At 42.2% G+C, this 24,615-nt stretch carries 23 protein-coding genes; 19 read left to right on the top strand and 4 right to left on the bottom strand.

Features of this window, described 5'->3' with window-relative positions:
* Window positions 1-37 precede the first annotated feature (37 nt).
* The 5 genes from JOD17_RS09195 to JOD17_RS09175 all read left to right on the top strand — a co-directional run bounded on the left by JOD17_RS09195 (window position 38) and on the right by JOD17_RS09175 (window position 5,211).
* Window positions 38-1,015, top strand: a complete 978-nt coding sequence (locus tag JOD17_RS09195) for a tripartite tricarboxylate transporter substrate binding protein (protein ID WP_239575400.1) — start codon at window positions 38-40, stop codon at window positions 1,013-1,015.
* Window positions 1,016-1,027: 12 nt separating this feature from the next.
* Window positions 1,028-1,477 (top strand): tripartite tricarboxylate transporter TctB family protein, encoded by a 450-nt coding sequence (locus tag JOD17_RS09190; RefSeq protein ID WP_204697217.1) that lies wholly within the window; start codon window positions 1,028-1,030, stop codon window positions 1,475-1,477.
* A 14-nt stretch (window positions 1,478-1,491) separates the two neighbouring features.
* Window positions 1,492-3,003 (top strand): tripartite tricarboxylate transporter permease, encoded by a 1,512-nt coding sequence (locus tag JOD17_RS09185; protein ID WP_204697215.1) that lies wholly within the window; start codon window positions 1,492-1,494, stop codon window positions 3,001-3,003.
* Between the two features lie 373 nt (window positions 3,004-3,376).
* Window positions 3,377-4,528 carry a M20 family metallopeptidase gene (locus JOD17_RS09180; protein WP_204697213.1) on the top strand — a complete coding sequence of 384 codons (1,152 nt, stop codon included), beginning with the start codon at window positions 3,377-3,379 and terminating at the stop codon, window positions 4,526-4,528.
* A gap of 98 nt (window positions 4,529-4,626) precedes the next feature.
* Window positions 4,627-5,211, top strand: a complete 585-nt coding sequence (locus JOD17_RS09175) for a hypothetical protein (RefSeq protein ID WP_204697211.1) — start codon at window positions 4,627-4,629, stop codon at window positions 5,209-5,211.
* 20 nt (window positions 5,212-5,231) lie between these two features.
* Here JOD17_RS09175 and JOD17_RS09170 read toward each other — a convergent pair whose 3' ends face one another.
* Window positions 5,232-5,558 (bottom strand): spore coat protein, encoded by a 327-nt coding sequence (locus JOD17_RS09170; protein ID WP_204697209.1) that lies wholly within the window; start codon window positions 5,556-5,558, stop codon window positions 5,232-5,234.
* Window positions 5,555-5,824: a hypothetical protein gene (locus JOD17_RS09165; protein ID WP_338028781.1), complete on the bottom strand. Its 270-nt coding sequence runs from the start codon at window positions 5,822-5,824 to the stop codon at window positions 5,555-5,557. Before JOD17_RS09165 ends, JOD17_RS09170 begins: the two co-directional genes overlap by 4 nt.
* Before the next feature lie 258 nt (window positions 5,825-6,082).
* On the opposite strand from JOD17_RS09165, the gene JOD17_RS09160 reads away from it, so the two are divergent.
* From JOD17_RS09160 to JOD17_RS09095, 14 genes are all read left to right on the top strand, one after another.
* Entirely contained in the window at window positions 6,083-8,467 is a 2,385-nt protein-coding gene (locus JOD17_RS09160) for a 3-hydroxyacyl-CoA dehydrogenase/enoyl-CoA hydratase family protein (RefSeq protein ID WP_204697207.1), read from the top strand.
* A 22-nt stretch (window positions 8,468-8,489) separates the two neighbouring features.
* Complete coding sequence (locus tag JOD17_RS09155) at window positions 8,490-9,668, top strand: acetyl-CoA C-acetyltransferase (RefSeq protein ID WP_042417645.1); 1,179 nt, start codon at window positions 8,490-8,492, stop codon at window positions 9,666-9,668.
* A 27-nt stretch (window positions 9,669-9,695) separates the two neighbouring features.
* On the top strand, window positions 9,696-11,480 hold the full coding sequence (locus JOD17_RS09150) for an acyl-CoA dehydrogenase family protein (RefSeq protein ID WP_204697205.1): 1,785 nt from the start codon (window positions 9,696-9,698) through the stop codon (window positions 11,478-11,480).
* A gap of 84 nt (window positions 11,481-11,564) precedes the next feature.
* A complete protein-coding gene (locus JOD17_RS09145) occupies window positions 11,565-11,894 on the top strand; it encodes a hypothetical protein (RefSeq protein WP_239575399.1) in 330 nt (109 codons plus the stop codon).
* Window positions 11,895-12,159: 265 nt separating this feature from the next.
* Complete coding sequence (locus JOD17_RS09140) at window positions 12,160-13,740, top strand: M20/M25/M40 family metallo-hydrolase (protein WP_204697203.1); 1,581 nt, start codon at window positions 12,160-12,162, stop codon at window positions 13,738-13,740.
* 81 nt (window positions 13,741-13,821) lie between these two features.
* Window positions 13,822-14,217 carry an arsenate reductase family protein gene (locus tag JOD17_RS09135; protein WP_169965708.1) on the top strand — a complete coding sequence of 132 codons (396 nt, stop codon included), beginning with the start codon at window positions 13,822-13,824 and terminating at the stop codon, window positions 14,215-14,217.
* Between the two features lie 39 nt (window positions 14,218-14,256).
* Window positions 14,257-14,640, top strand: coding sequence for a glycine cleavage system protein GcvH (gene gcvH, locus JOD17_RS09130; protein WP_042358730.1), 384 nt, complete (start codon window positions 14,257-14,259; stop codon window positions 14,638-14,640).
* A gap of 211 nt (window positions 14,641-14,851) precedes the next feature.
* Complete coding sequence (locus tag JOD17_RS09125) at window positions 14,852-15,697, top strand: PhzF family phenazine biosynthesis protein (protein ID WP_204697201.1); 846 nt, start codon at window positions 14,852-14,854, stop codon at window positions 15,695-15,697.
* A gap of 91 nt (window positions 15,698-15,788) precedes the next feature.
* On the top strand, window positions 15,789-17,600 hold the full coding sequence (locus tag JOD17_RS09120) for a hypothetical protein (RefSeq protein WP_204697200.1): 1,812 nt from the start codon (window positions 15,789-15,791) through the stop codon (window positions 17,598-17,600).
* Between the two features lie 99 nt (window positions 17,601-17,699).
* On the top strand, window positions 17,700-18,194 hold the full coding sequence (locus JOD17_RS09115; RefSeq protein ID WP_204697199.1) for a GNAT family N-acetyltransferase: 495 nt from the start codon (window positions 17,700-17,702) through the stop codon (window positions 18,192-18,194).
* Between the two features lie 114 nt (window positions 18,195-18,308).
* Window positions 18,309-19,511 carry an MFS transporter gene (locus tag JOD17_RS09110; protein ID WP_204697198.1) on the top strand — a complete coding sequence of 401 codons (1,203 nt, stop codon included), beginning with the start codon at window positions 18,309-18,311 and terminating at the stop codon, window positions 19,509-19,511.
* Complete coding sequence (locus JOD17_RS09105; protein WP_204697197.1) at window positions 19,508-20,149, top strand: PadR family transcriptional regulator; 642 nt, start codon at window positions 19,508-19,510, stop codon at window positions 20,147-20,149. The genes JOD17_RS09110 and JOD17_RS09105 overlap by 4 nt, the downstream gene beginning before the upstream one ends.
* Window positions 20,146-20,688 (top strand): isochorismatase family protein, encoded by a 543-nt coding sequence (locus JOD17_RS09100; protein ID WP_204697196.1) that lies wholly within the window; start codon window positions 20,146-20,148, stop codon window positions 20,686-20,688. Before JOD17_RS09105 ends, JOD17_RS09100 begins: the two co-directional genes overlap by 4 nt.
* A 152-nt stretch (window positions 20,689-20,840) precedes the next feature.
* A complete protein-coding gene (locus JOD17_RS09095) occupies window positions 20,841-22,445 on the top strand; it encodes a flotillin family protein (protein ID WP_204697195.1) in 1,605 nt (534 codons plus the stop codon).
* A 26-nt stretch (window positions 22,446-22,471) separates the two neighbouring features.
* Here the strand turns inward: JOD17_RS09095 and JOD17_RS09090 are convergent, their stop codons facing one another.
* Both JOD17_RS09090 and JOD17_RS09085 read right to left on the bottom strand, forming a co-directional pair.
* Entirely contained in the window at window positions 22,472-23,131 is a 660-nt protein-coding gene (locus JOD17_RS09090) for an MOSC domain-containing protein (protein WP_204697194.1), read from the bottom strand.
* Between the two features lie 140 nt (window positions 23,132-23,271).
* The coding region (locus JOD17_RS09085) for an exosporium glycoprotein BclB-related protein (protein WP_204697192.1) at window positions 23,272-24,615 on the bottom strand (1,344 nt) is incomplete at its 5' end.

Here is a 24,615-nt window from a genome sequence, read left to right as displayed (position 1 = left end):
AACTGAAAGCGTTTACTTGATGGGGAGGTTTTATACGATGTGGAAAAAAATTGCGATGATGAGCAGTGCACTTCTAGTTGTAGTAGCCTGTTCGAATTCTTCAGGCTCTTCACCTGAAAGTTTTCCTGAACAAGCCATTGAGATCATCGCACCGGCAACACCTGGGGGTGGCTGGGATATGACGGCAAGGTCAATACAGCGGGCTATGAATGCCGATGGTTCCGTCGACCAGGACATTACAGTTGTAAATAAACCGGGCGGAGGTGGAGAAGTAGGATGGCAATACTTAAACCAACAAGATGGACATTTTGCCGCTGTTAACTCCAGCTTACTCGTTACCGGTAATCTCTTGGATCAAAGTGATCTGACTCACGAAGACTTCACTCCTTTAGCGATGCTCTCAACAGAGTGGCTCGCTGTAGCGACACATCGTGATGCGGGCTTCTCTGACGGTACTGAGTTGATGGATCAGCTAAGAGAAGACCCTCAATCACTTACGATTGGTGTTAGTCCGTCTCTTGGCAGTGGGAATCATCTGGCATTTGTACAAGCAGCTGTGGAGTCCGGAGTGGATCCGACAGAACTGCAATTTCTCGTCTATAGCAGCGGTGGCGACATTATGAATGCGCTTCTTGGAGGGCACATCGATGTAACGAGTAATTCAATGTCTGACCTTTCTGAGCAGTATGAGGTGGGCGAAATCGATATTTTAGCGGTGACGTCGCCGGAACGATTGGAAAGTTTTCCGGATATTCCTACATGGGAGGAACAAGGGATCGACATGGTGTTCCCACACTGGCGAGGCATCATGGGGCCAGCGGATATGCCAGAACATGAAGTGGAGGCATGGGACGAGTGGTTAAGCAACATGGTAGAGACCGATGAATGGCAGACGGTTTTGGACAATTACGATCTTGAAGATTTTTATATGAGCAGTGGTGAGACTGGTCAGTTTTTTGAAGAACAGCAGGACTTTTTTGCAGAGATCATTGAACAGGCGGGATTATCCCCGTAGAGAGGAGTCGCCATGAATGCCGTTCGGCTATCATTGCCAATATTTTTTATCGTAGTTAGTTTAGTGCTCGCAATACTTACTTTACAATTGCCCCATGCGCAACTCGGCAATCCATACGGACCGATGTATTTCCCGCTGGTCGTGAGCATAGGTTTATTTCTTTTTTCAGTGATTGATTTAATCAAGACACGCCATTATTTCGGTAAAGAAAATGAAGATTTGAAAGCGTTACTAAAAAAGGAAACGTTGTTTACGTTAGGTGTTATTTTAGCGCTTTGTTTGTTGTACACGTTGATTTTTGAAAGAGTCGGCTTCCTTTTGTCCACGGTCATTTTCTTGGCTGCAATTATGTTTTTCTTAAATGGAAAAAAGAAATGGATGTTAAACATCATTGTAACGTTGGTCGTTTCAGGAAGCAGTTGGTACGTGTTCAGTTATTTATTAGAAATTAGTCTACCGTAAAGGAGGATTTCGGTATGGATTTGAGCTTTGTTTTAGATGGATTATGGACAGCCCTTCAACCGATTAACCTCCTTTGGCTCATTATTGGAGCAATTCTCGGTACGATTGTAGGGATACTCCCGGGGTTGGGGCCGGCTACCGGTGTGGCAGTCTTAATTCCTTTAACCTTTGGTATGGAACCTGTTAGTGCATTGATTCTAATGGCTGCGATCTACTACGGGGCATTGTTTGGAGGATCAAGAAGTTCAATCTTAATTAACACGCCAGGAGATGGTTCATCGATTGCGGCGACATTTGACGGGTATCCGATGACCAAAAACGGTCAAGCCGGTCAAGCGATGTCCATTGCGGCAATGGCCTCGTTAATTGGCGGTGTGATGGCGATTTTTGGATTTATTTTCTTAGCCATTCCGCTTGCGAATTTCGCATTGAACTTCGGACCGGCAGAATATTTATTTCTCTTTTTCTTTGCTTTATCGGCTGTGGTTGCCCTTTCGATAGGGAACATGGTAAAAGGATTCATTACGATGTTTTTAGGTCTTGGAATTAGCACGATCGGTATTGACTTGCAGTCCGGTGTGCATCGACACACCTTTGACATTCCCCATTTCACGGAGGGAATCAGTTTTGTCGTTATCATTATCGGTATTTATGCGATTGGTGAAGTCTTGTACAACATGTTCGCCAACAAGCAGCCTAAAGATGTTGATGGCAGTAAGATTGGGCAAAAATGGTTTACGAAAGAACAGTGGAGGCGTTCGATCGCTCCAATTCTAAGAAGTGGTCCTATTGGCTTTTTCCTCGGGGTATTGCCAGGTTCCGGCGGGACGATTTCATCGCTTCTTGCGTATAGTACGGAGAAACAAATCTCGAAGAATAAGAAACAGTTTGGAAAAGGCGCTGTTGAAGGTTTAGTTGCACCTGAATCTGCAAATAGTTCAGCAGCAGTCGGATCACTCATTCCGATGTTGACGATGGCAATACCAGGTTCAGCAACAACAGCTGTGATGCTCGGAGCATTGGTGATGATTGGCATTACACCAGGACCACTACTCTTTGAAAACAGTCCTGATTTAGTATGGACGTTGATTAATAGTATGTTTATCGGGAACATCATACTTGTAATTATCAACATTGCAATGGTGGGTGTTCTAGTGAAAATCTTGAAGACGCCACCGAAAGTACTCTATCCGATTGTTCTCATTCTCTCATTTATCGGTGCGTACACGCTCGGATACAGTACCATTGATTTCTATATTCTAATTATCGCAGGGGTCATCGGGCTGTTCATGCGTTTATTAGATTATCCGATTGTTCCGTTAATTCTTGCGCTCATCGTTGGCGGAGAGATGGAGCAAAACTTAAGAAGAGCACTTGTCATCTACGACCAGCCGGTGGATATGCTTTTCGCCTCCCCGATTACAATTGTGTTGGCATTACTTACATTATTATCGTTCTCTTACCCGTTGATTATTAAGCTCGTAAAGAGAGCAAGTAAAAACAAAGATCATACCGTCGATCTATAGATAAAATACTGCGCACTAGAACGGGCAATTCGCCAGAACAGAATCAATCACGATTGTGAATCAGAAGTCGCCCATTCTAGATTGATCAGAAAGATTTGAAGTAGTTGACGAACCAGCTTGTCGCAAAGAACTTAGTTGTGACAAGTTGGTTTTATTTATGAAGGACGCTCAATTCAGCGTGTAATAATTTTAGAGGTCGGTTCTACAGTGATGGCAGGTTTATTGTAGTCATCCATTTACCAAGTATTAAAAAGTAGTGTATTCTTGTTCTTAAGCGTCCCGTTGTAATGAATTAAATAGGGATATGCCATCTGTTTTTTAAACATTTTGTGTTTTCTAAATCAAGTTGGATGATAACAGGAGGATGGTTACGATGAAGTCTTATTTAGAAGCTGAGCTTACGAACATGTTACAGACGCTTGAAACGTTTGTGAATCAAGATAGTGGGTCTTATGACAAAGAAGACATTGATGAGTACGGCATAATGATTAAGAATGCATTTGAAAGCATCGGGATGATTGAAGAAGAACATGAATCTCTCAACCGTGGAAACCATCGCTATTTTTCATTTCCAGAAGCTACACCTTCGATCCTTTTACTATTACATATGGATACCGTCTTTAAATCTGGAACTGTAAAAGAACGGCCATTTCGAATTGAGGGCGACGTTGCATACGGACCTGGTGTTGTTGATATGAAAGGCAGCCACGTGTCCTCTTTATACGCGATAAAAGCATTAATTGAAGAAGGTTCTTCAGACGTTTTACAGCACGTAGGTATTCTTTTCACAAGTGACGAAGAAATTGGTGCAACTTCTTCAAAAGAATTGATTCAGTCCTACGCTAAGGATAAGCGTGCGGTACTCGTGATGGAGCCTGCGCGAAAAGACGGTTCTTTCGTCACTGCTAGAAGAGGGGGCGGCCGTTTTACGATGGACGTTCAAGGAAAAGCGGCACATGCAGGGATCAATCCAGAAGAAGGTCGAAGTGCCATTGAAGAATTGGCTCACAAAACGATTGCTCTTCATCAATTATCAAACCTTGAAGCAGGAATTTCAGTAAACGTCGGGGTCATTGAAGGGGGATCAACGGTAAACACGGTTGCTGAGCATGCTCGTGCATTCATTGATGTGCGAATTTCTACACTCGAGCAAGGACCACAAATGACAGAAGCGATTGAAGCTTTATCTGAACAGTCTGAGCTTGAAGGTACGAAGGTGATGGTCTCAGGAGATTTGACGAGGCCGCCGATGGAAAGAACGGAAAAGACCGAAGAGTTGTTTCAATTAATACAACAAACTGGTGAACAAATTGGCGTACAAGTGACTGAAGTTGCAACAGGAGGCAGTTCGGATGCTTCATTTACGAGCGTGATGGACGTTGCGACGATTGATGGAATGGGCCCTGTTGGTGGAGGGGCGCATAGTTCGGATGAATATTTAGAGATCCCAAGTTTAGTTGAACGGACGCATTTACTTGCAGCGACAATCAAGCAATTAAGCAACAGCCGTGTAGAAACAGTCTAATAGAGAAGTCTCCTAACTTGACTAAAGCGGACGCCTATTCAAATTAAATTGAATGGGCGTCCGCTTCTTTGAATACATAGTAAGGAAGGGGGACGAACATGATCGTTATGATAAAGCTTCTCGTAGCTGTTATTTTCTTTGTCACGTATCCAAAAGCAGAAATAGTCATCGTTGATCTTAAAGAACGGTCAGTTGAAGAGATTGATTTTACGGATTACTTTCCAGAAGAAACCCTTTATGCGACGTACGAATTTGAAGACAACCACATGAAAGAGCGCACCATGACATCAGTAAATTCAAATCAACTTGCCGTGAACCAATCAATAAATGGCGTTCATGTTAGTGAGGAAGTGTATGAAATCGATCGCACGTTCGTTCGAGGAGTTCGGTATACCGAATACAAACCCAAAGGTGAATCATTTATCATACTAGATCATCATCAATGGGATGATGCTGCGTATTCATATCGGGTTCGCCCAGCGACGTATCGCCTTGAGATTCGAGAGATCGCATACGATAATTGCATCGCTGTTGATCAATATGCGTACGAGGAACTTGTCGGTGAAACTTTTTACTGTGAAGATATTGGGGAAGTGTACCGAAAAGCACAATTAATTGAAGACGAACCGGTCTTTGAGTCAACACTCATTCATTTTGAAAATGAACGAAAAACATCGGGATGAGTATGACTCATCCCGACGTTTTAGTGAGGCATCTGCCCAGATGGAAGTTCTGAACTTAACGTTGAATATTCTTGATAAGCTTGCTGTTTTGCTTGTTCTGGAGCAGGTTCAAGAGAGTACCAGCCTTTTTCGAACATCTGATTGTAAAGGTCACGCTGACAATCTTGAGATTCTTTACAGATGCTTGCGATCTCATCATACAGCGCTTTGTGACTCGCTTCATTCATCGCTGTTCCATAAGACGCTGTCATATATTTTTCTGTTGAGAGTAAGTCTGTCATAAAGTCTTTGTCGTTCATTTCCTTCGTATTTGGTACTTGTGTTTTGGGGTTTTGGATTTTAGTCATTGTTTGGCTCCTTGAATTTGCAAATAAGGCATTAGTCGATTGTAATGGTTCTCGTGCATTTGTGCGACTTGCTCAAATTTTGTCTTCACATCAGCTTCCATGGCATGTTGCGCATAAAAGTGAGCCTTTTTTGCAGCTGTTAAATTCCAATTCAACATATCAGATAAATACAGTTGGTCTTTTGTCGTAATGACTACAGGTGGTTGGTGCATCGTATTGGCTGATTGTTGGTTTTGAGGTTGATTCGAATTTGGTTGCATATTCATCGCGAACATTCTCCTTTTAAATTTCTTCAACCTTATCGTCACCTAATGTCCAGCGTTCTATTCGAAGCAATTTTAATAAAAATGAATGGCAATTCATTTTATAGTTGTCAGATGGTTTTAAATCTTATATAGTATAGTAAGAGAATATAAATACAATTTTATTAATTTCAACATTTAGAGGGCATCTTAACAAATGGAAGTGCTCTTCTATTTTCAGAGTGAAATGAATGAGTATTCATTCAAATGAGGAGGACAATTATGACGACGCACATTCAGCGAGCGGCGGTACTTGGCTCAGGTGTAATGGGTTCAGGGATTGCTGCCCATTTAGCAAACTTAGGAATAAACGTGCTACTGCTGGACTTGCCTGCAAAAGAACTCACAGATGAAGAAAAAGCAAAAGGACTTACATTAGATCATCCACAAGTTCGTAATCGTCAGGCAGTAACGAGTAAGCAGAAGTTATTTAAGCAAAAGCCTGCACCACTTGCTTCAAAGGAAAATGCACAGCGAATAGAGGTTGGAAATCTTGAAGATGATTTACACAAGTTAGGCGATGTTGACTGGATTATTGAAGTCGTCGTAGAAAACTTAGACGTTAAAAAACAATTGTTTGAAAAGGTTGAAAAGCACACGAAACCAGGGACAATCGTTAGTTCCAATACGTCTGGAATCTCTGTAAACGCGATGGTTGAAGGACGTTCCGACTCGTTTAAAAAGCACTTTTTAGGAACGCATTTTTTCAACCCACCAAGATACTTACATTTACTTGAAATCATTCCGACAGAAGATACAGACCCTAACGTATTGGCATCTGTGAAAGCGTTTGCTGAGGATGTGTTAGGCAAAGGTGTCGTCGAAGCGAAAGATACGCCGAACTTTATCGGGAACCGCATTGGTACGTACGGATTGCTCGTTTCTGTTGAACAAATGGAACAGCATGGACTAACGATCTCTGAAGTCGATTCAATCACAGGCCCACTCATCGGACGTCCGAAAAGTGCAACGTTTAGAACGCTTGATGTTGTTGGTTTAGATACGTTTATGCACGTCGCTAAAAATGTATACGATCAAGTTGATGGAGAAGAAAAGGAAGTCTTTGATCCGCCAGCATTTATGAAAGAAATCACCGAAAAAGGGTGGATTGGTGCAAAGGTCGGTCAAGGTTTCTATATGAAGAAAGGCAAAGGCAAGGACAAACAAATCCTTGAACTAGATCCTGAAACGTTAGAATACCGCGAAGGAAGCAAGTTAAAGTCCCCTTCAGTTGAAATGGCAAAGCAAGCAAAAGGAAAGGCTGCTAAATTGCAGACACTTGCGTATGCAGATGATAAAGCGGGTCAATTTACGTGGGGTACTTTAAAGAAAAGTCTGATCTATTCTGCAGAGAAGATGTCAGAAATTGCAAATGATGTTGTGGCAATTGACAACGCCATGAAGTGGGGATTCGGTTGGGAGCTTGGACCGTTTGAAGTTTGGGATGCAATCGGTGTTAAGAAATCAGTCGAAAAAATGGAAGCAGAAGGTGAAACCGTTCCTGCTTGGGTGAAGGAAATGCTTGCAAGTGGGCATGATTCTTTCTATACAAAAGACGGAAAGTTTTATCAAAACGGTGAGTACGTAGCCTTGCCTAAGAGTGAGAAAGACATCGACGTTAGTGTACTCATTAAAAATGAGTCGAACGTAATTAAGAAGAATGCTGGAGCGGTTCTCACAGATTTAGGCGATGGCATTGCTGGACTTACATTTACATCACCGAACAACTCAATCGGACTTGATGTTATTCAAATGATGGATACAGCGATCAAAGAAGTTGAAGAGAACTATGATGGTCTCGTCATTTCCAACAAAGGCAAAAACTTCTGTGTTGGCGCCAACTTAATGATGATGCTTATGGAAGCGCAAGACTTTGCATTTGATGAGTTGGATCTTGTGATCCGTAAGTTCCAACAGATGACAACGAACATTCGTTATAGCAAAAAACCTGTCGTAACCGCACCATTCCAAATGGCACTCGGTGGAGGTGCTGAGATTTGTATGCCATCTGCGAGCATCCAAGCATCAAGTGAGACGTACATGGGTCTCGTTGAAGTCGGTGTTGGCCTCATTCCAGGCGGCGGCGGAAATAAAGAATTGTACCTAAGATCGATTGAGAATGTTCCGAAAGGTACGGATTTACAACCAATTGCTAATAAAGTGTTCGAAACGATAGCGATGGCGAAAGTTGGTACATCTGCACAAGAATCGAAAGAAAATGGATTTTTGGCGGATCGTGATGACATCGTTGCCAACCATCGTCAAGTAACATGGAGTGCAAAGCGTAAAGCAATGGAACTTGCTGAAAAAGGCTATCGCCCTCCAGTTAAGCAGCCAGTAAGAGTTGTTGGAGAAACGGGCTATGCAACGATGCGACTTGGTGCTGAAGGATTGAAACTATCCGGTCAAATTAGTGACCATGATTTTAAAATTGCAGAAAAACTCGCGTTCGTCATTGCTGGTGGTCGTGTTCCAAAGAACAGTGAAGTTGATGAGCAATACTTGCTCGATCTCGAGCGTGAAGCGTTCCTTAGCTTAATTGCAGAACCAAAAACACAAATGAGAATGCAACACATGTTAAAAACGGGTAAGCCATTACGCAACTAGCACTATTAAGGAGGGAACGGTCATGAGAGAAGCGGTGATCGTATCAGGAGCAAGAACCGCAGTAGGTAAGGCGAAAAAAGGGACGCTTGCACAAATGCGTCCAGATGATTACGCAGCAGAAACCGTAAAAGAAACACTTAAGCGTGCAGGTGACTTTGATGCAAGTCAAATTGAAGACGTCATCTTCGGTTGTGCAATGCCAGAAGCTGAACAAGGCATGAACATGGCACGGAACATTTCCGGTCTTGCAGGACTACCCAATACTGCAGGCGCCGTAACCATTAACCGTTACTGTGCTTCAGGTCTTCAAAGCATTGCTTATGCAGGGGAGAAAATCATGCTCGGCCATGCACATACGATCCTTGCAGGCGGGGCAGAGTCCATGAGTTTGATCCCAATGGGTGGGCATGTCATTGCACCAAACGCAAAACTCGTTGAGAATGCTCCAGAATATTACATGGGGATGGGGCACACTGCTGAGCAAGTGGCGAACGAATTCGGTGTAAGCCGTGAAGACCAAGACGCTTTTGCCGTAGAAAGTCATAAACGAGCAGCCGCAGCCATTGAAGCGGGTCGATTCAAAGATGAAATCGTACCACTTGAAGTGAAAAAGCGTTACGTAGATGCGAACAATAAGTTCCAAGAGAATACGGTAACGTTTGATACAGATGAAGGCGTACGCGTTGGTACAACAGTAGAAACGCTTTCAGGTCTAAGACCAGCCTTTCATGTAAAGGGAAGTGTAACAGCAGGTAACTCTTCACAAATGAGTGATGGGGCGGCTTCAGTCCTGTTAATGGACCGTGAAAAAGCTGAAGCTGATGGCTTAAAGCCAATGGCGAAGTTTTTAGGAATGGCGGTTGCTGGTGTTCGCCCAGAAGTTATGGGAATTGGACCTGTTGAAGCGATTCCTAAAGTATTGAAAAATGTTGGTTTGTCGCTTGAAGACATTGGTTTATTTGAACTTAACGAAGCCTTTGCTTCCCAGTCACTTCAAGTTATTCGTTCATTAGAACTTGACCATAGCAAAGTAAACGTGAATGGTGGCGCGATTGCACTCGGGCATCCGCTCGGCTGTTCGGGAACGAGATTAACACTCTCACTCATTCACGAAATGAAGCGTCGCAATGAGCAATACGGTGTTGTAACGATGTGTATCGGTGGCGGTATGGGTGCTGCTGGCGTATTTGAATTACTATAAACCAAACTTTACTAGGAGGAATTTACAATGGCAGAAGCGTTAAAAACGAGCATCAAAGGCGGCGGGTTTTTACTAGAAGATGTTGAAACAACAGATGTGTTCACTCCAGAAGACTTTACAGATGAGCACAAAATGATTTCAAAGACAACTTCAGAATTCGTATATAACGAGGTTTATCCGGTTATTGACCACATCGAGAATCATGAATTTGATTACTCCGTGAAATTGCTAAAAAAAGCAGGAGAGCTTGGACTTCTCGGTGCTGACGTACCAGAAAAGTATGACGGAATTGGTCTTGATAAGATTAGCTCAAGCTTAATTACAGAAAGCATGTCACTTGCTGGCGGGTTTGGTCTTAGCCACGGTGCACACGTTGGGATTGGCTCATTACCGATCGTATTCTTCGGCAATGAAGACCAAAAGAAAAAGTATTTACCTAAACTATCTTCAGGAGAACTAATCGCAGCGTATGCGTTAACAGAGCCAAGCTCAGGATCTGACGCACTAGGCGCAAAAACGACGGCGATCTTGAACGAAGAAGGTACACACTACGTTTTGAACGGTGAGAAGCAATGGATCACGAACTCTGCATTTGCTGATGTATTTGTTGTCTATGCTCAAATTGATGGCGACAAGTTTACAGCATTTATCGTTGAGCGCGACTACGACGGTGTATCAACTGGTGTTGAAGAGAAGAAGATGGGGATTAAAGGTTCTTCTACTCGTACGTTACTTTTAGAAGATGCTAAGGTTCCTAAAGAAAACGTACTCGGAGAAATCGGTCGTGGACACGTGATCGCGTTTAACATTCTTAACGTTGGTCGTTACAAGTTAGGTGTTGGCTGTGTTGGTGGTGTGAAGCGTACGATTGAACTTGCAGCGACATATGCAAGTGAGCGTAAGCAATTCAAGACACCAATTGCAAACTTCACAGCGATTCAAGAGAAGCTCGGCTCAATGGCGACAAAAGCTTATGCCCTTGAAAGCTCGATTTACCGTACAGGTGGACTTTTTGAGAAGAATCTCGGTGACCTTACAGATGAAGAGCAAGCGGATGGCGAAAAAGTTGCCAAGGCGATTGCAGAGTATGCAATTGAGTGTTCATTAAACAAATTCTTCGGTTCAGAAGCACTTGACTATTGTGCAGATGAAGCGGTTCAAATTCACGGTGGTTACGGCTTTATGGCTGAATACGAAGTAGAGCGTATTTATCGTGACTCTCGTATTAATCGTATCTTTGAAGGAACGAATGAAATCAACCGTTTACTCGTACCAGGTACTCTCGTACGTAAGACGATGAAAGGTGAACTTCCATTCTTAGAGAAAGCCATGGGACTTCAAGAAGAACTAATGGCTATGATGCCAGAAGAACCAGGCGATGCGCCACTTGAAAAAGAAAAGTATATGCTCCAAAACGCCAAGAAACTCGTGATTATGGGTGCAGGTTCAGCCGTTCAAAAATACGGAAAAGAACTCGACAAAGAACAAGAGCTTCTTCTAAACGTGGCAGACATGGTTAGCGAAATTTATAACATGGAAGCTGCCATTGCCCGTACAGAGAAAGCGATTGAGAAGAATGGTGCAGACAGTGAAACACTAAAACTTCTTTATACGAAAGTACTCGTAGAAGAAGGATTACAAAACATTGAAGCGGATGCGAAAGAGTCACTCATCCACATGGAAGAAGGCGACACACTTCGCACAATGCTTTCAATGGTACGTAAATTAACGCGTCGTACACCAGACAACGTCATCAAATTGAAGCGTGAAATCGCTGAGCGAATCGTTCAAGAGAAAAAGTACGTCGTTTAAGAAAATAGACGAAAGCGTTCATCTCGCGAGAGGTGGGCGTTTTCGTTTTGTGCGAATAACTAATCAAATCATAAGGAGATAAACATGATAAAAGTCATCACACTTTGTGGATCAACAAAATTTAAAGAACAATTCGACCATGCAAATGCGATGCTCACACTTCAAGGACATGCTGTGATTAGTGTCGGTTTCTTTGAACAATATGAAGGATTTGACATTAGTGATGATCAAGCAAGAATGTTTGAGGAAATTCATATGCGTAAAATAGATCTTGCTGATGAAGTTATGATTATTGATCCTGCAGGGTATATCGGAGATTCAACGAGCAAAGAAATTACGTATGCAAAGCAATCAGGCAAAAAAGTGACGTATTACTCGCAAATGAAGTTGGTAGATCCAAATGAGGCCAATTAGAACTATTTTATTTAACAAATACTAAGGGGAACAACAGAAATCCCTACATAAACGAGTAATAATCCTGCATAAAAGCTGTTATGGAGCTTTATTCAAGACAGTGGACGATAAATGGGCGAAATCCCACCTTTCAACGAGCGAGTAGACGATCTGAAATGACAAATTCGATGAAGTTAGACCAAATGGTAGAAAATCTGCTATTAGAGTGTTGTTAAAATTACAAACCTTCCGTACAATCACAGTAGACAACTGGTGGAGGTGGCTTATGAATACTACAAGCTTTGAACAAAAGAAGCAATTGCTAGCGGAATTAGTGGCGATCCCGAGTATTACAGGTACGGAAAGTGAAAAGCTTTTTCCGAAACATCTATACAATCGTTTGTTGCAATTGGATTATTTTAACCAACACCGTGAATACCTTCATTTAGGGGAGTCGCCACAATCTGCTGAATTTCTAACTGCTTTGTACAAGCACGAACATGCGACGAAAACGGTTGTCATGATGAGCCACTTTGACGTCGTAAGTGTAGAAAATTACGGAGAACTTGATTCAATTGCTTTTGATATCGAACAAGTTACCGAATGGTTCCACAATCATGAGAGTCAATTTAGTGGAAGCACACTAAAAGACATCCAAACAGAAGAGTACATATTTGGTAGAGGCGCCATGGATATGAAAGCTGGACTAGTCATTCAACTTTCTATTTTAGAAAAAGCGATCAAGGAATCTTGGCCGATTAATCTCGTGTTACTTACTGTGCCTGACGAGGAAGTGAATTCAGCGGGGATGCGTGCTGCAGTCGAGCACTTATACGAATTGAAAACATTACATAACCTCGACTATGAATTGTTTTTAAATAGTGAACCGGTGTTTACACAAACGCCTGGTGATGAGCAGTTTTATGTGTATAGTGGCTCGATTGGTAAAATCATGCCGAGTGTGTTTTGTTATGGTGTCGAAACGCACGTAGGAGAGCCATTAAGCGGGTTAACATCAACGTTTATGCTTTCTCAAGTGACGAGTCAAATTGAGTATAATGAGCGGTTTAGAGAGCAAGTTGATGGTGAAGAAACCCCACTTCCAGTGGCACTTTATCAAAAAGACTTGCAAGAGTCCTATTCAGTGAAGACACCGTATCGTTCAACGTCGTTGTTTAACGTTTTCTTATTTGAACGGAGTGCATTCGATATTGAAAAAATCTTTAGGGAAGAAGTCGCCGTAGCAGTTGAAACGTTAAATACACGGGCAGAACGTATAGGGTTACCTAAAACGACAGTTATGAACTTCGATGAACTGCTGATTTATGCTCAAGAAAAACACGGACAAGAATTGCTTACAGAGTGGCAACAAGAGATTTTCTCGAATGAGACGTTTGATGATCGTGCCAAAGCATCGATGATGATTGATAAAATCTTACTTCGTTGTGATGAACTGGCTCCTGTTGTCATAACGTATTTTTCACCACCCTATTATCCAGCTGTTCGCTCAAAAAAAGCGGATATTGAACCAATTGTTGAATTGATTCGTACCACTTCACAGGAGCGCTTCAATCGGGATGTCAAACATTTGAATTACTTTAATGGCATTAGCGATCTTAGTTATCTTGCTTATAAGCATGCAAGAAATGATGCCTCTTATGAACGAAATACACCGGGGTTCAACTGGTCATACTCTATTCCTTTCCATATAATGTCTAAGCTAAATGCTCCTGTTCTTAATGTCGGACCACTTGGAAAAGATGCGCATAAATCGACGGAACGTCTACATGCTAAAAGTGCTTTTGTCGAAGTACCGCAATTAATTGAAGAAGTTTTGCACAAAATGTTTGAACAGAGTGGTGACTGAAACAATACGTCTTTGTATAAACGAGTAGCATTTTATCGTATAATGTAGAGGAATGTTATTTGTAAGGAGGCAATTGTCTTTATGCTCACGATGTATTCATATCCACCGTGTGGAACGTGCAAAAAAGCAAAAAATTGGCTTGATGCAAATGAAATCTCTTATCAAGAACGTCATATTGTTGAAGAGCCTCCAACACGTAAAGAGCTTCAAGAAATTAAAGCTCTAAGTGGTTTAGAATGGAAGAAGTTATTTAACACAAGTGGTAAGAAGTACAGAGAACTTGGATTGAAAGACAAACTACCTGATGCGGATGAAGATACGATTATCGATTGGCTCGCTTCTGATGGCATGTTAGTGAAGCGTCCAATTGTGACTGATGGGCATCATGCAACGGTAGGATTTAAAGAAGACGAATTCGAAAAACATTGGAAGCAATATTTGGGGAATGTATCACCAGACATCTTAGGAAAATGGTAAGATAGCGTTACGGTTACTTATCAATGGGAGGTTGAAATCATGACAACGCCAAAAGAATTGAAGTATTCAAAAGAGCACGAGTGGGTAAAAGAAGAGAACGGAAATTACCGTGTAGGAATTACAGCTTTTGCTCAAGATGAACTCGGGGATATCGTATTTGTTGAATTGCCAGAGGTCGGAGACGTTCTTGATGTAAACGAACCTTTTGGAAGTGTTGAATCTGTAAAGACGGTTTCAGAACTTTACGCACCAATCAGTGGTAAAGTCGTTGAAATCAATGAAGACCTTGAGGATTCACCAGAGCTTGTGAATGAATCTCCATATGAGAAAGCATGGATGGTTGTTATTGAAGCAACGAAACCAGAAGAACTTGAACAGCTATTAACTTCAGAAGACTACGATCAATTGATTAACCAAGGATAAGAAGTTAGCGATCGCTCACCATGCGGTCGCTTTTTCTTTGAGCATAAAAAAAGCCCGAAGCAAGGGGGAGCTTCAGGCGTGAAACGTTCGGTTAACTTCTGTGTGTTTAGTTTAGATGATCGTCTAAGAAAAATCTAGCTAAATCGTTGATTTAAAAGATAATATAACTGATTTCGACAATTTTCGCTATTAGAAAGGAGACGAACAACAGATGGAACAAGGAATTAAAAGGGTTTTTTCTAAAGGAGAGCATGGAGGCAATCCTTGCCGCGTTGTCTTAGATACCGAACAATGGACAGAGTTAGAAAAACAAACTTTTGCAAGTCATTGTGATGAGGATGTCGTTTATGTCGAGCGGGCTGAGACAGGTTCATATGCTTTTCGTTTCTTTACGAAAAAAGTAGAAAAAGCGTTTTGTTTACACGCGACAATTGCTGCGACGACAAGCTTGGTCGAGCATTCGAGAATAGCTGGTGAGCATGCATTGATTGAAACGAAAGCAGGAGCAATGGCTGTTACGTGGAATCAAAACAAAGAAGTTCAAGTTGAGCAAAACTCGTTGAGTACTCAAGAAAAAGTGCCAACGATTCAAGACATCTGTGAAAGTTTGATGATTACTAAAGTAGATTTACGTGATGACTTACCTATTCAAATTGGATCAACTTCACGATCAAAGCTAATCATTCCATTAAAGAATAATGAGGTTTTACAAGCTCTAAATCCTGATTTTGATCGTTTGTGGGACCTGTGTGAAGCTTATGAAACTACCGGCTTTTACCCGTTTGTAATCGAATCGAACGGTGAAGTTCACGCAAGACAATTCCCGAGTCGAGGAATGTTCAAAGAAGATGCAGCAACCGGTGTGGCAGCATCCGCTTTAAGTGCGTATTTAATCGACAAAGGAACAGAATCGTGCCAAGAAGGGTGGCACTTGTTTCAAGTTCATCAAGGAGAAGCAATGGGAAGACCAAGCGTAATGAAAGCAGAAGCATACGTGCATTTAGGAAAGGTAACAAAGACGAGAATTACTGGGAGCGCTGTAAATAGTGAACAATAAATGATCTATTTCCCGGGAAATGGCTAGAAACTGAATCTTTAAAGCATGTTGTACGTATGTATTAAGTGACAACATGTAGGGGGACAACAGAATGATGTATATTTGGATTTTAATTATGGGTTTAACGACAATTGAATTAAACCCTAAAGCTTGGAAGTATGGCCTTAGACGTAATGCAAAAGCTTGGTTTGCATTTCAAGGTATACGTTACTTACTCGGTCTTGGAATAAGCATTTATATTATTTATTTTGGGTTAATTGATTTATCTTGGAGTGGCTTGCTTAACTCCTTCGGGTGGATCGTAGCATTAAATCTCATGATATCAGGACTGTTTTTAGGGGCAGCAAAAGTGCCTCGTAATCCTGAAGAGGTCAAGCAACAAGCAAGGCTGGCTTTTACGAATGCGTCGACGACGATCGGTAGCATTTTATTTGCCGGGTTATTGTTTATGAATGTTGTTTTTCCACTAACCGTGACAGAACAATTGTCCAACTTAGGGAACATTGAAACGAGCGATGAGCAAATCGAGTCAGTGACTGAAGAAGCAGTTCGTGCCGTGCCGTATACGTATGCAAGGTATAAATCAGAAATTGTATTCGGTAATATCGATAACTTTTCTTTTTATGATCTAGGAGAATCAAGCATTCAAAAGATCAATGATGAATTGTATTGGGTATCACCGATTGAATATGCGAACATTTGGCGTTGGTTAAGAGCCGATGCCGCACCAGGATACATTATGGTCAGTGCAGAAGATCCGAACGCCGAAGCGAGATTGATTAGTGAACATGACATGAAGTATGTTCCGAGTGCATTTTTTGGTGAGAACTTAGAGCGTCACGTTCGTCAGCAATATGAAGATGTCGTTTTAATCGGTTATTCTTTTGAGCCTGATGATGATGGACATCCATATTACGCGTATTCGTATGCATATTATGATTACTATCGTACGGGTCCAAATGCAGACGGTGTCATTTTAGTTGATGCGGTCACTGGAGAAACAGAACGTTTTGATCTTGGGGAGCAACCAGAGTTTATTGATAATGCGATTGATTATCGCGTTGCGCTTCAATATGCTGATTGGTTCGGACGTTATAGCAACGGTTTATTTAACGCGTATTTCACAAAAGAAGGTGTTCATGAACCGACTAGTAATGAGGAAATGATTGGTGTTTTAGGTCCAGACGATGATATGTACTGGATGATTGATCATACGAGACCAAATCAAGAATCCAATACGATGGTTGGATTTACGATGATCAATGCGCAAACGGGAGAGGCGACCTATTATACAGGTTCTTCGGGTCTTTTGAATGCACGAGGAGCACAAGAAGTTGTGAACAAGTCCTTCATACGTGAACAATGGCGTGGAACTCAGCCTGTCTTATATTCTGTGTATGATCAGTACACATGGGTGATCCCAGTCGTCGACCAAAATGGTCTAATGAGAGAAATGGCGATGGTTCATGCAGAAACTGGTAACATTGCTCATGCTTCTTCACGAGAGGGTGCATTCCAAGAGTATCGTCAAATGCTCGCTGCTAATTTAGGTGCAGACGACTATGTACCGACAGACGTATACGATGAAATGGAGATCAGCGGCAATGTGTATCGTGTGAGTGATCCGTTTAATAATCAATACTTGCAAGTACTCGTTGAAGGAGAAAGTCGTGTACTTGAATTCGATATTACACAATCAGCCGATGCCGTTTTCATTCAAGACGGTGATGAAATTGAAGCGACGGTCGTCGATACAGAAGAGAATATCTTACAAGTTCTTTCATTTATTAACTTGACGGTTGAAGATGATTTCGGTGTTATTGAAGAGTTCGAGATTGAAGAGGAAGATGAAGGATCAGAAACAGCCGATGACGAAGAAGTAGAGGTAGACGTAGAATCGTAAACAAATTCCTATTCTGACTATTTCCAGATGGCTTTTCAGCTAAGCTTGAATGTTTTACAATGATTTTCTGCTAAAAAGTCAAAGTTTCAGGAGGTCAAGATGAACGTTTACTACGCAACACCAGATGACGCAACAATCGTATGCACGCTCATGCATGATGCATTTGCTGAATATAAACATGCAACACCTTCTTCAAGCGCTTTATTAGAAACACCCGAGTCGATTCGCGAAGGATTGAACGGTGGAGAGAAAGCGTTAATCGGTATGGAGGGAGACGAACCGGTCGCCATGCTTCGTTATGTGATTAGTGATGATGATATATATTTCTTCCGATTATCTGTACCGCCAGAGAATCAAGGGAATGGTTATGCTAAAAAGCTCATTACAGCACTAGAAGCTGAAGCTAAAACGTTAGGCAAACAGTCAGTATCGTGCCGGGTCCGAACGGCAGTTGATCGTAATATGGTGTTGTACCAACGTCTTGGCTATGAAACAGAAGAGATTGTTACAAAGAATATTCAAGGGATCCACATTGATGTTGCAACCGTCAAAAAGCCAATTCATTCTCTCGTAGCAGAGGGAGTTCACGTCTAAAGTAGGGCTACACGAAACGATATTTTTCGTTTTGTGTAGCTTTTTTTGTTGCTTTTATATAAATTATCATATATAAATATTTATATATGATAATTTATATATGAGGTGAAACGGATGTGGACCCCAGCGTTTAAAGCAATCTATGGAAATCGATTGTTAACGATTTTTGCTGATGCTGTTTTATTCTTTGCCTTGCTTAAGGAAATGGAATCTCGAGTAAGTGATCCTTCAATGTTTACTTGGTTTTATGTCGCGTATTACGCACCTTTATTATTCCTTGCTTTACCGATCGGCTCATGGATTGAAGGAAAGAATTTGAAACTGGTTATTCGCTTCTCAAACAGTATACGAGCAATCATTGTCATTGTACTAACTTTGTTTTTGTCATCAGTTTCGTTACCAATTCTTTTCGTTTTGCTTATGTTACTGAGCATCTTTGATTTATTTTTCTTACCGTCAAGCCAAGCGCTCGTTCCCCAATTCGTGAATCATGATCATCGTCCGAAAGCAAACGCATTATTCCAGATGTCGATCACAATCCTGCGAATCGTTGCTCAAGCAGTTTCTGGATTTGTTTTAGCGCTTCAATTTCCAGTTGAAGTATTGCTCATTGCTGCCATTGTTGCATTACTCATCGCAACGTTATGTACGATTAAAATTCCGAAAAGTCCCGCAACTAATCAAGGGAGTGAACGATTAATTGAACAAATTCGAGCGGGATTAAGAGAAGTTTGGTCTTCAAAACGGTTTCGGATGCTTTACACCTTCATAGCCATTGGAATGTTAATCGCAACGGCATTTGAGCTTATTCTTATTCATTTTCTAACTGACAAGCTGCATCTAGGCGTGGAGAATATGGCTTGGATCGGCATTTGTAACATTGTAGGTATTACGTTAGGAGCTTTTTTTGCACCGAGGTTGATGAAGCGTTTTGAACGTAAATGGTTGTTATTTCCTCCATTTTTGTTTTTAGCGGTAACATTTATAGCGGTCGGATTTGCTAATTCGCTTTCTGTGCTCTTGCCTTTTTTCGTCATTCAAGGGTTTGCACTCGGTCTTTTTCAAGTGACAACCGTCACATTAATTCAAGAATGGTCGAAGCCGGCGTATTACACACGAATGTTTACGATGTATTTCTTAGTTTCAAATGGCATGATGCTTCCTAGTATCTTGATTAGTGGCTGGCTGTTAAGTACACTGACGATAACAGAGACGGTCGCCATTATGGCAACAATTCTCATCGTGACAGGCGCAATGGGTGTGATTACTTTCCCGAGGATTGGGATCGGTGGAAAAGAGGAGACAAACATACAATGAGTTTAAGGCACGGACTACTTGGGTTATTAACGACGTGGGAAGCGAGCGGTTACGACATAAAGCAGGAGTTTGATGGGTTTGTTAGTGTGTTTTGGCATTCGAACCTTTCGCAAATCTATCCTGAACTAGCAAAGTTAGAGAATGAAGGTTTAATTGAAAGTAGGCTTGTTACGCAAGTCGGGAAGCCAGATAAGAAGTTGTACCAGATTACAGAATCAGGTAAAGCGGAAATGATACGATGGCTTAGTCAGCCTCCAACCCTTCCGAAACGAAAAGATCCATTCCTAATGCAAGCTTTTTTTATGGATCAATTGTCTCTTAAGGATGTATTGTTTCAATTACAAACCTTTGAGCGTGAACAAAAAGAAAAGATTGAACAAATGGAGCAGTTTCTAGACGATACTTCGGCAAGCATTCGCGAACGACAAGCCATAAAAAAACGAATCGTTATGGCATCAGCAGTCTATTCGCATGCCATTCATCAAGAAAAGCTCTATTTAAATTGGATTCAATCAACACAAGCGATCCTTGAAAATGCTGAGGAACTTTGGGAAGAAGAAGAAATTACCTATGAAGAATTTGAGCGGTTGTTTTTACAGTTTCATAAGCATAAAAATGACGGAGGGGTGATGGAATGAGTGGAAAAAAAGTAGCGTTTGTACTCGTTGACTTTCAAAAGGCGTTTGAAGAACCGAGCTGGGGGGAATTTAGTACTCCTAAGGCGGCTGAACATGCAGGTGAGATTTTGCATTGGATCCGTGAACAAGAAGGTCTCATCATACATATTCAACATACGAGAACCGATCCAACATCATTGTTTTACAAAGGGAGTCAGACCCATTCGTTTATGGAACAAGTTCTGCCTGTTGAAAATGAGATCATTATTCAAAAAGACGTTAACAGTGCGTTTATCGGTACGAATTTGGAAAGTGTTTTAAAGGAACATGGAGCGTCAGAGGTCATTATCGCAGGTTTTACAACGCAGCATTGCGTATCCACGACAGTTCGAATGAGTGGAAATCTAGGTTTTAAAACGACGTTAGTATCTGATGCAACGTCAGCAGCGGCAATTGCACCTTTTGACGCACAGACCATTCACGATGTGACGCTTGCAACATTGCGTGATGAATTTGCGGACATTGTGACGACAGAAGAGTTATTACAACGTTACCAATAAACCTTCGAGTGTGCTTCTCGGTGGTTTTTTGCATGGAATCACTTGTCATTATCATCCAGCCTTCGTTACAATTAATATGATTTTTCTGTATTGTTGAAACTTAGTGTAATTTGCAAACGTATGTAGTGTAACTAAGAAAAAGAGGTGATGGAATGGATTTTGGTACGGGTACAGTAATTTTTATTATTCTTGCAGTATTAGCTGCAGTAGCGGTTTTATTTGGGATTGTTGCATTCATTTATGTTAAACGCAGATACAAAACCGCGCGTTCAAATGAAGCTTTAATTATTACGGGTCCAAACTTAGGTGATCCAGAAAAGGACAATCGAATCTTTCAAGATGAAAATGGTCGAAGCATGAAGATCATTCGTGGTGGTGGGCAACGTTTGAAGTTTTTCCAAACGAGTACACCCGTTGATTTGAACTCCTTTCAAATTAAGTTAACGACGCCTAAAGTGTACACGAGTCAAGGGGTACCTGTCGTCGCAGACGCAATTGCTTCTGTTAAGATTGCCGATTCATTAGATGGAATTGCAAATTATGCAGAACAGTTTCTAGGAAAGAAAGATACTGAGATTGAAGAAGAGGTCTCTAAAGTACTCGGGACTAATTTACGAGCAATTTTATCAAAACTATCAGTAGAAATGATTAATAATGACCGTGAATCGTTTAGCCATCAAGTTCAAGACATTGCACAAGTTGAACTTGATAACATGGGCTTTACAATTACGTCGTTCGGTCTAGACGATCTTCGTGATGCGGATGAAGAGAATGGGTACTTAGAGAATCTAGGGCGTCCACGAATTGCTGAAATTCGCAAAAAAGCGGACATGGCAGAGTCAGACGCTGAGAAAGAAACACGAATGTACAAAGCGAAAAACGACCAAGAAGCACAACAAGAAGAGAATACGAGGAGTACGACGGTTTCACAATCTCAAAAAGAGCGTGACATTAAAGAAGCTGAATTCAAACGTGAAACGGAACGTGCTCGAGCACAGTCTGAACAAGCGTATCAATTAGAGCAAGCAAGATTAAATCAAGAAGTAACAGAAGAAGAAATGCAAGTGCAATTCATTGAACGACAACGTCAAGTTACCTTAGAACAAGAGGAGCAAAAGCGTCGTAAAGCTCAAGCAGATGCAGATGCGTATGACATTAAAGCGAAAGCAGAAGCTGAAGCAGAGAAAGCTCGTATTGATGGTGAAGCAGAAGCATCAATTCAACGTGCTGAAGGTCTTGCGCAAGCTGAAGTTATTCGTGAGAAGGGTCGTGCCGAGGCGGAGGCGAAAGAGCTTATGGCCGAAGCAATGGAGAAATACGGTGAAGCAGCAATCATGGAAATGATGATCCGCTCACTTCCTGACATTGCGAAAGAAGTTGCAGCACCACTTAGTCAGATTGAAGGATACAAAGTCATTGATATGGGTGGCTCTGACTCCAAAGGTGGAGCGAATCGAATTACGTCAAACGTGACACAAACGATGTTAGGTGTTCAAGAAAGTCTAAAAGAAGCAACAGGGATGGACTTAAAAGAAATGCTTGAAAGCTTTGTCGCTAGAGGAAGCTCTAGTGTAGGCAATTCAGTGCGAGAAGCATATCCTGAATTTGCAGCCTCAAAAGAGAGTGCTGAGTCTAACACCGTTCATAAAGAGAAACCGAGTGATGAGCGAGTTGATGACAGCAATCAGGATGATTTAGATCCAGAACGCGATGAAACGATTGATCCGTTTTTTGATCAAGATAATACTAAATCATAAAAGAAAACAAAGTCGTCCGCAACGAGCTAATCGCGGGCGACTTTGTTTGTGATCTGTTGTTTACGTTTATTAAGCATGTCTCGCCATTCCTCGGCAAGGCTTTCTATTTGTAGGAGTTGATTGACATCGCTAAGGTTTTCTCTTTCATGGTAATAAATTTCGTTGCATCGCAAAACACTCATCTTAATAGGTGGTTCTTCTAGTAGTTCAATCGTGCTATCCGCATAAACAGTTCCCTCATGTAACACTTTAGCTAAATATCCTGTAAAGCCTGTTCGTATAATGTGCACAAGGAAATCGGCAATTCCCGTATGCTGGACTATGGTCCGACAAGGTGTTCGTGCTTGAGTAATTTGAATCATTGCGTCTCCAACGCGGTAAATATTGCCTAAATATACTTCGCGTTCTAGAAGGCCTGAAACGGTAATGTTTTCACCGAAAGCTGCTTTTGGAAGAGAAAGGTTAAATTGTTCTTCCCAATAAGAATAGTGTTCGTGTGGATAAAAGCAAACGGCCCGTTCCAGACCACCGTGATGCTTCTTATCTGCTACGTCATCACCTGTAAATCCGAGTTTAGTCAGAAAAGCCTCCGATTGCGCTTCTTTTGCAATCGCGCTAATGACTTGCTCATTGTTTCCATAGTCTAATCTCTTCGGTAAAGAGGTAGAAAGACGTTCGATATACATTATTTCAATCCTTTTTTTATTCAGTATAACATTTTCTGAAAATACAGACTTGATTGAAGGGCGCTTTCCTTATCGACGAGGATAAGGAAAGCACGACTTGTGGTTGAAAGAATAGCGATCAGTTAGCGATTCACGACAGGTTATGAGATTGAGATTCCTGCGCTGGCGTAGCCTTCGACTACGTTTGCTAGAGAAATTCCACTTGAAGTTGCAGATAGTACGAGTAGCAATCTCGTTTGTGGGGTGACTGGAATCGACAATCCTGAAACAATATTATTCAACGTTTGACCTAAACTAATGACACCCGTTAACGGAGGAAGATTGACGCTTGCTCCTGGAATTGCAGTGAATGTGTTATTTGGCGTGCTCGAACTAAAGAGCTGGGCGTTGACTGTAACTGAGCTACCTATTAACGATAATGCTGCAGTAACACTAAAGTAAGCCGATATCGCAGTAATCGTCCCCGCGCGAGGCACCGAGAATGCATAGTTTAGCAAAATGCCAGGTCCTCCACCGAGGTTGATCGTCGAACCAGCAATGCTAACTCCAGCTACTGAGCTACCAAATCCGACAAGACTAGTAGTTCCTATTAATCCCCCAGCAATCGTAGTTAAAGTGACAGGTGTACCAGAAGCAAATGGAATGATCGCTGAAGATCCAGGAATACCAGTTGTACCAGTAACACCCGTAGGCCCAGTGGCCCCAGTAATACCAGAAGCCCCGGTGACACCCGTTGATCCCGTAGCCCCAGTAATGCCAGAAGCCCCGGTGACACCCGTTGATCCCGTAGCCCCAGTAATGCCAGAAGCTCCAGTGACACCCGTAGGCCCAGTGGCCCCAGTAATACCAGAAGCCCCGGTGACGCCCGTTAATCCCGTAGCCCCAGTAATGCCAGAAGCTCCAGTGACACCCGTAGGCCCAGTGGCCCCAGTAATACCAGAAGCCCCGGTGACGCCCGTTAATCCCGTAGCCCCAGTAATGCCAGAAGCTCCAGTGACACCCGTTAATCCCGTAGCCCCAGTAATGCCAGAAGCTCCGGTGATTCCGATCGAGCCAGTGGCCCCAGTTAAGCCAGTTGCACCCGTAGGTCCGGTAATGCCAGAAGCACCAGTTAAGCCCGTCGCACCCGTAACACCTGTCGCCCCAGTAGCCCCAGCGCCCGCAATCAACGTGTAATCCGGTGAAGTATCAGGAGTGCCTGTAGGAGGCGCGGTGTTCACAAAATAGGTGCTGCCTTCAAACGTAACGATTTGCCCAACAGGGTAGCCCGGTGCGGCAACAGGGTCAAAAGGAACAATTCCATCGAGCCCAATACCCGTAGCGCCGGTCGGTCCAGTAGGCCCGGTATCTCCTGCAATGCCCGTCGCACCCGTAACACCTGTCGCCCCAGTAGCTCCAGCGCCCGCAATCAACGTGTAATCCGGAGAAGTACCTGGGGTACCCGTAGGAGGAGCAGTGTTCACAAAATAGGTGCTACCGTCAAA

The sequence above is a fragment of the Geomicrobium sediminis genome, from assembly GCF_016908595.1.
Taxonomy (GTDB): domain Bacteria; phylum Bacillota; class Bacilli; order Bacillales; family Marinococcaceae; genus Geomicrobium_A; species Geomicrobium_A sediminis.
This window is presented reverse-complemented; position numbering and strand designations above follow the sequence as displayed.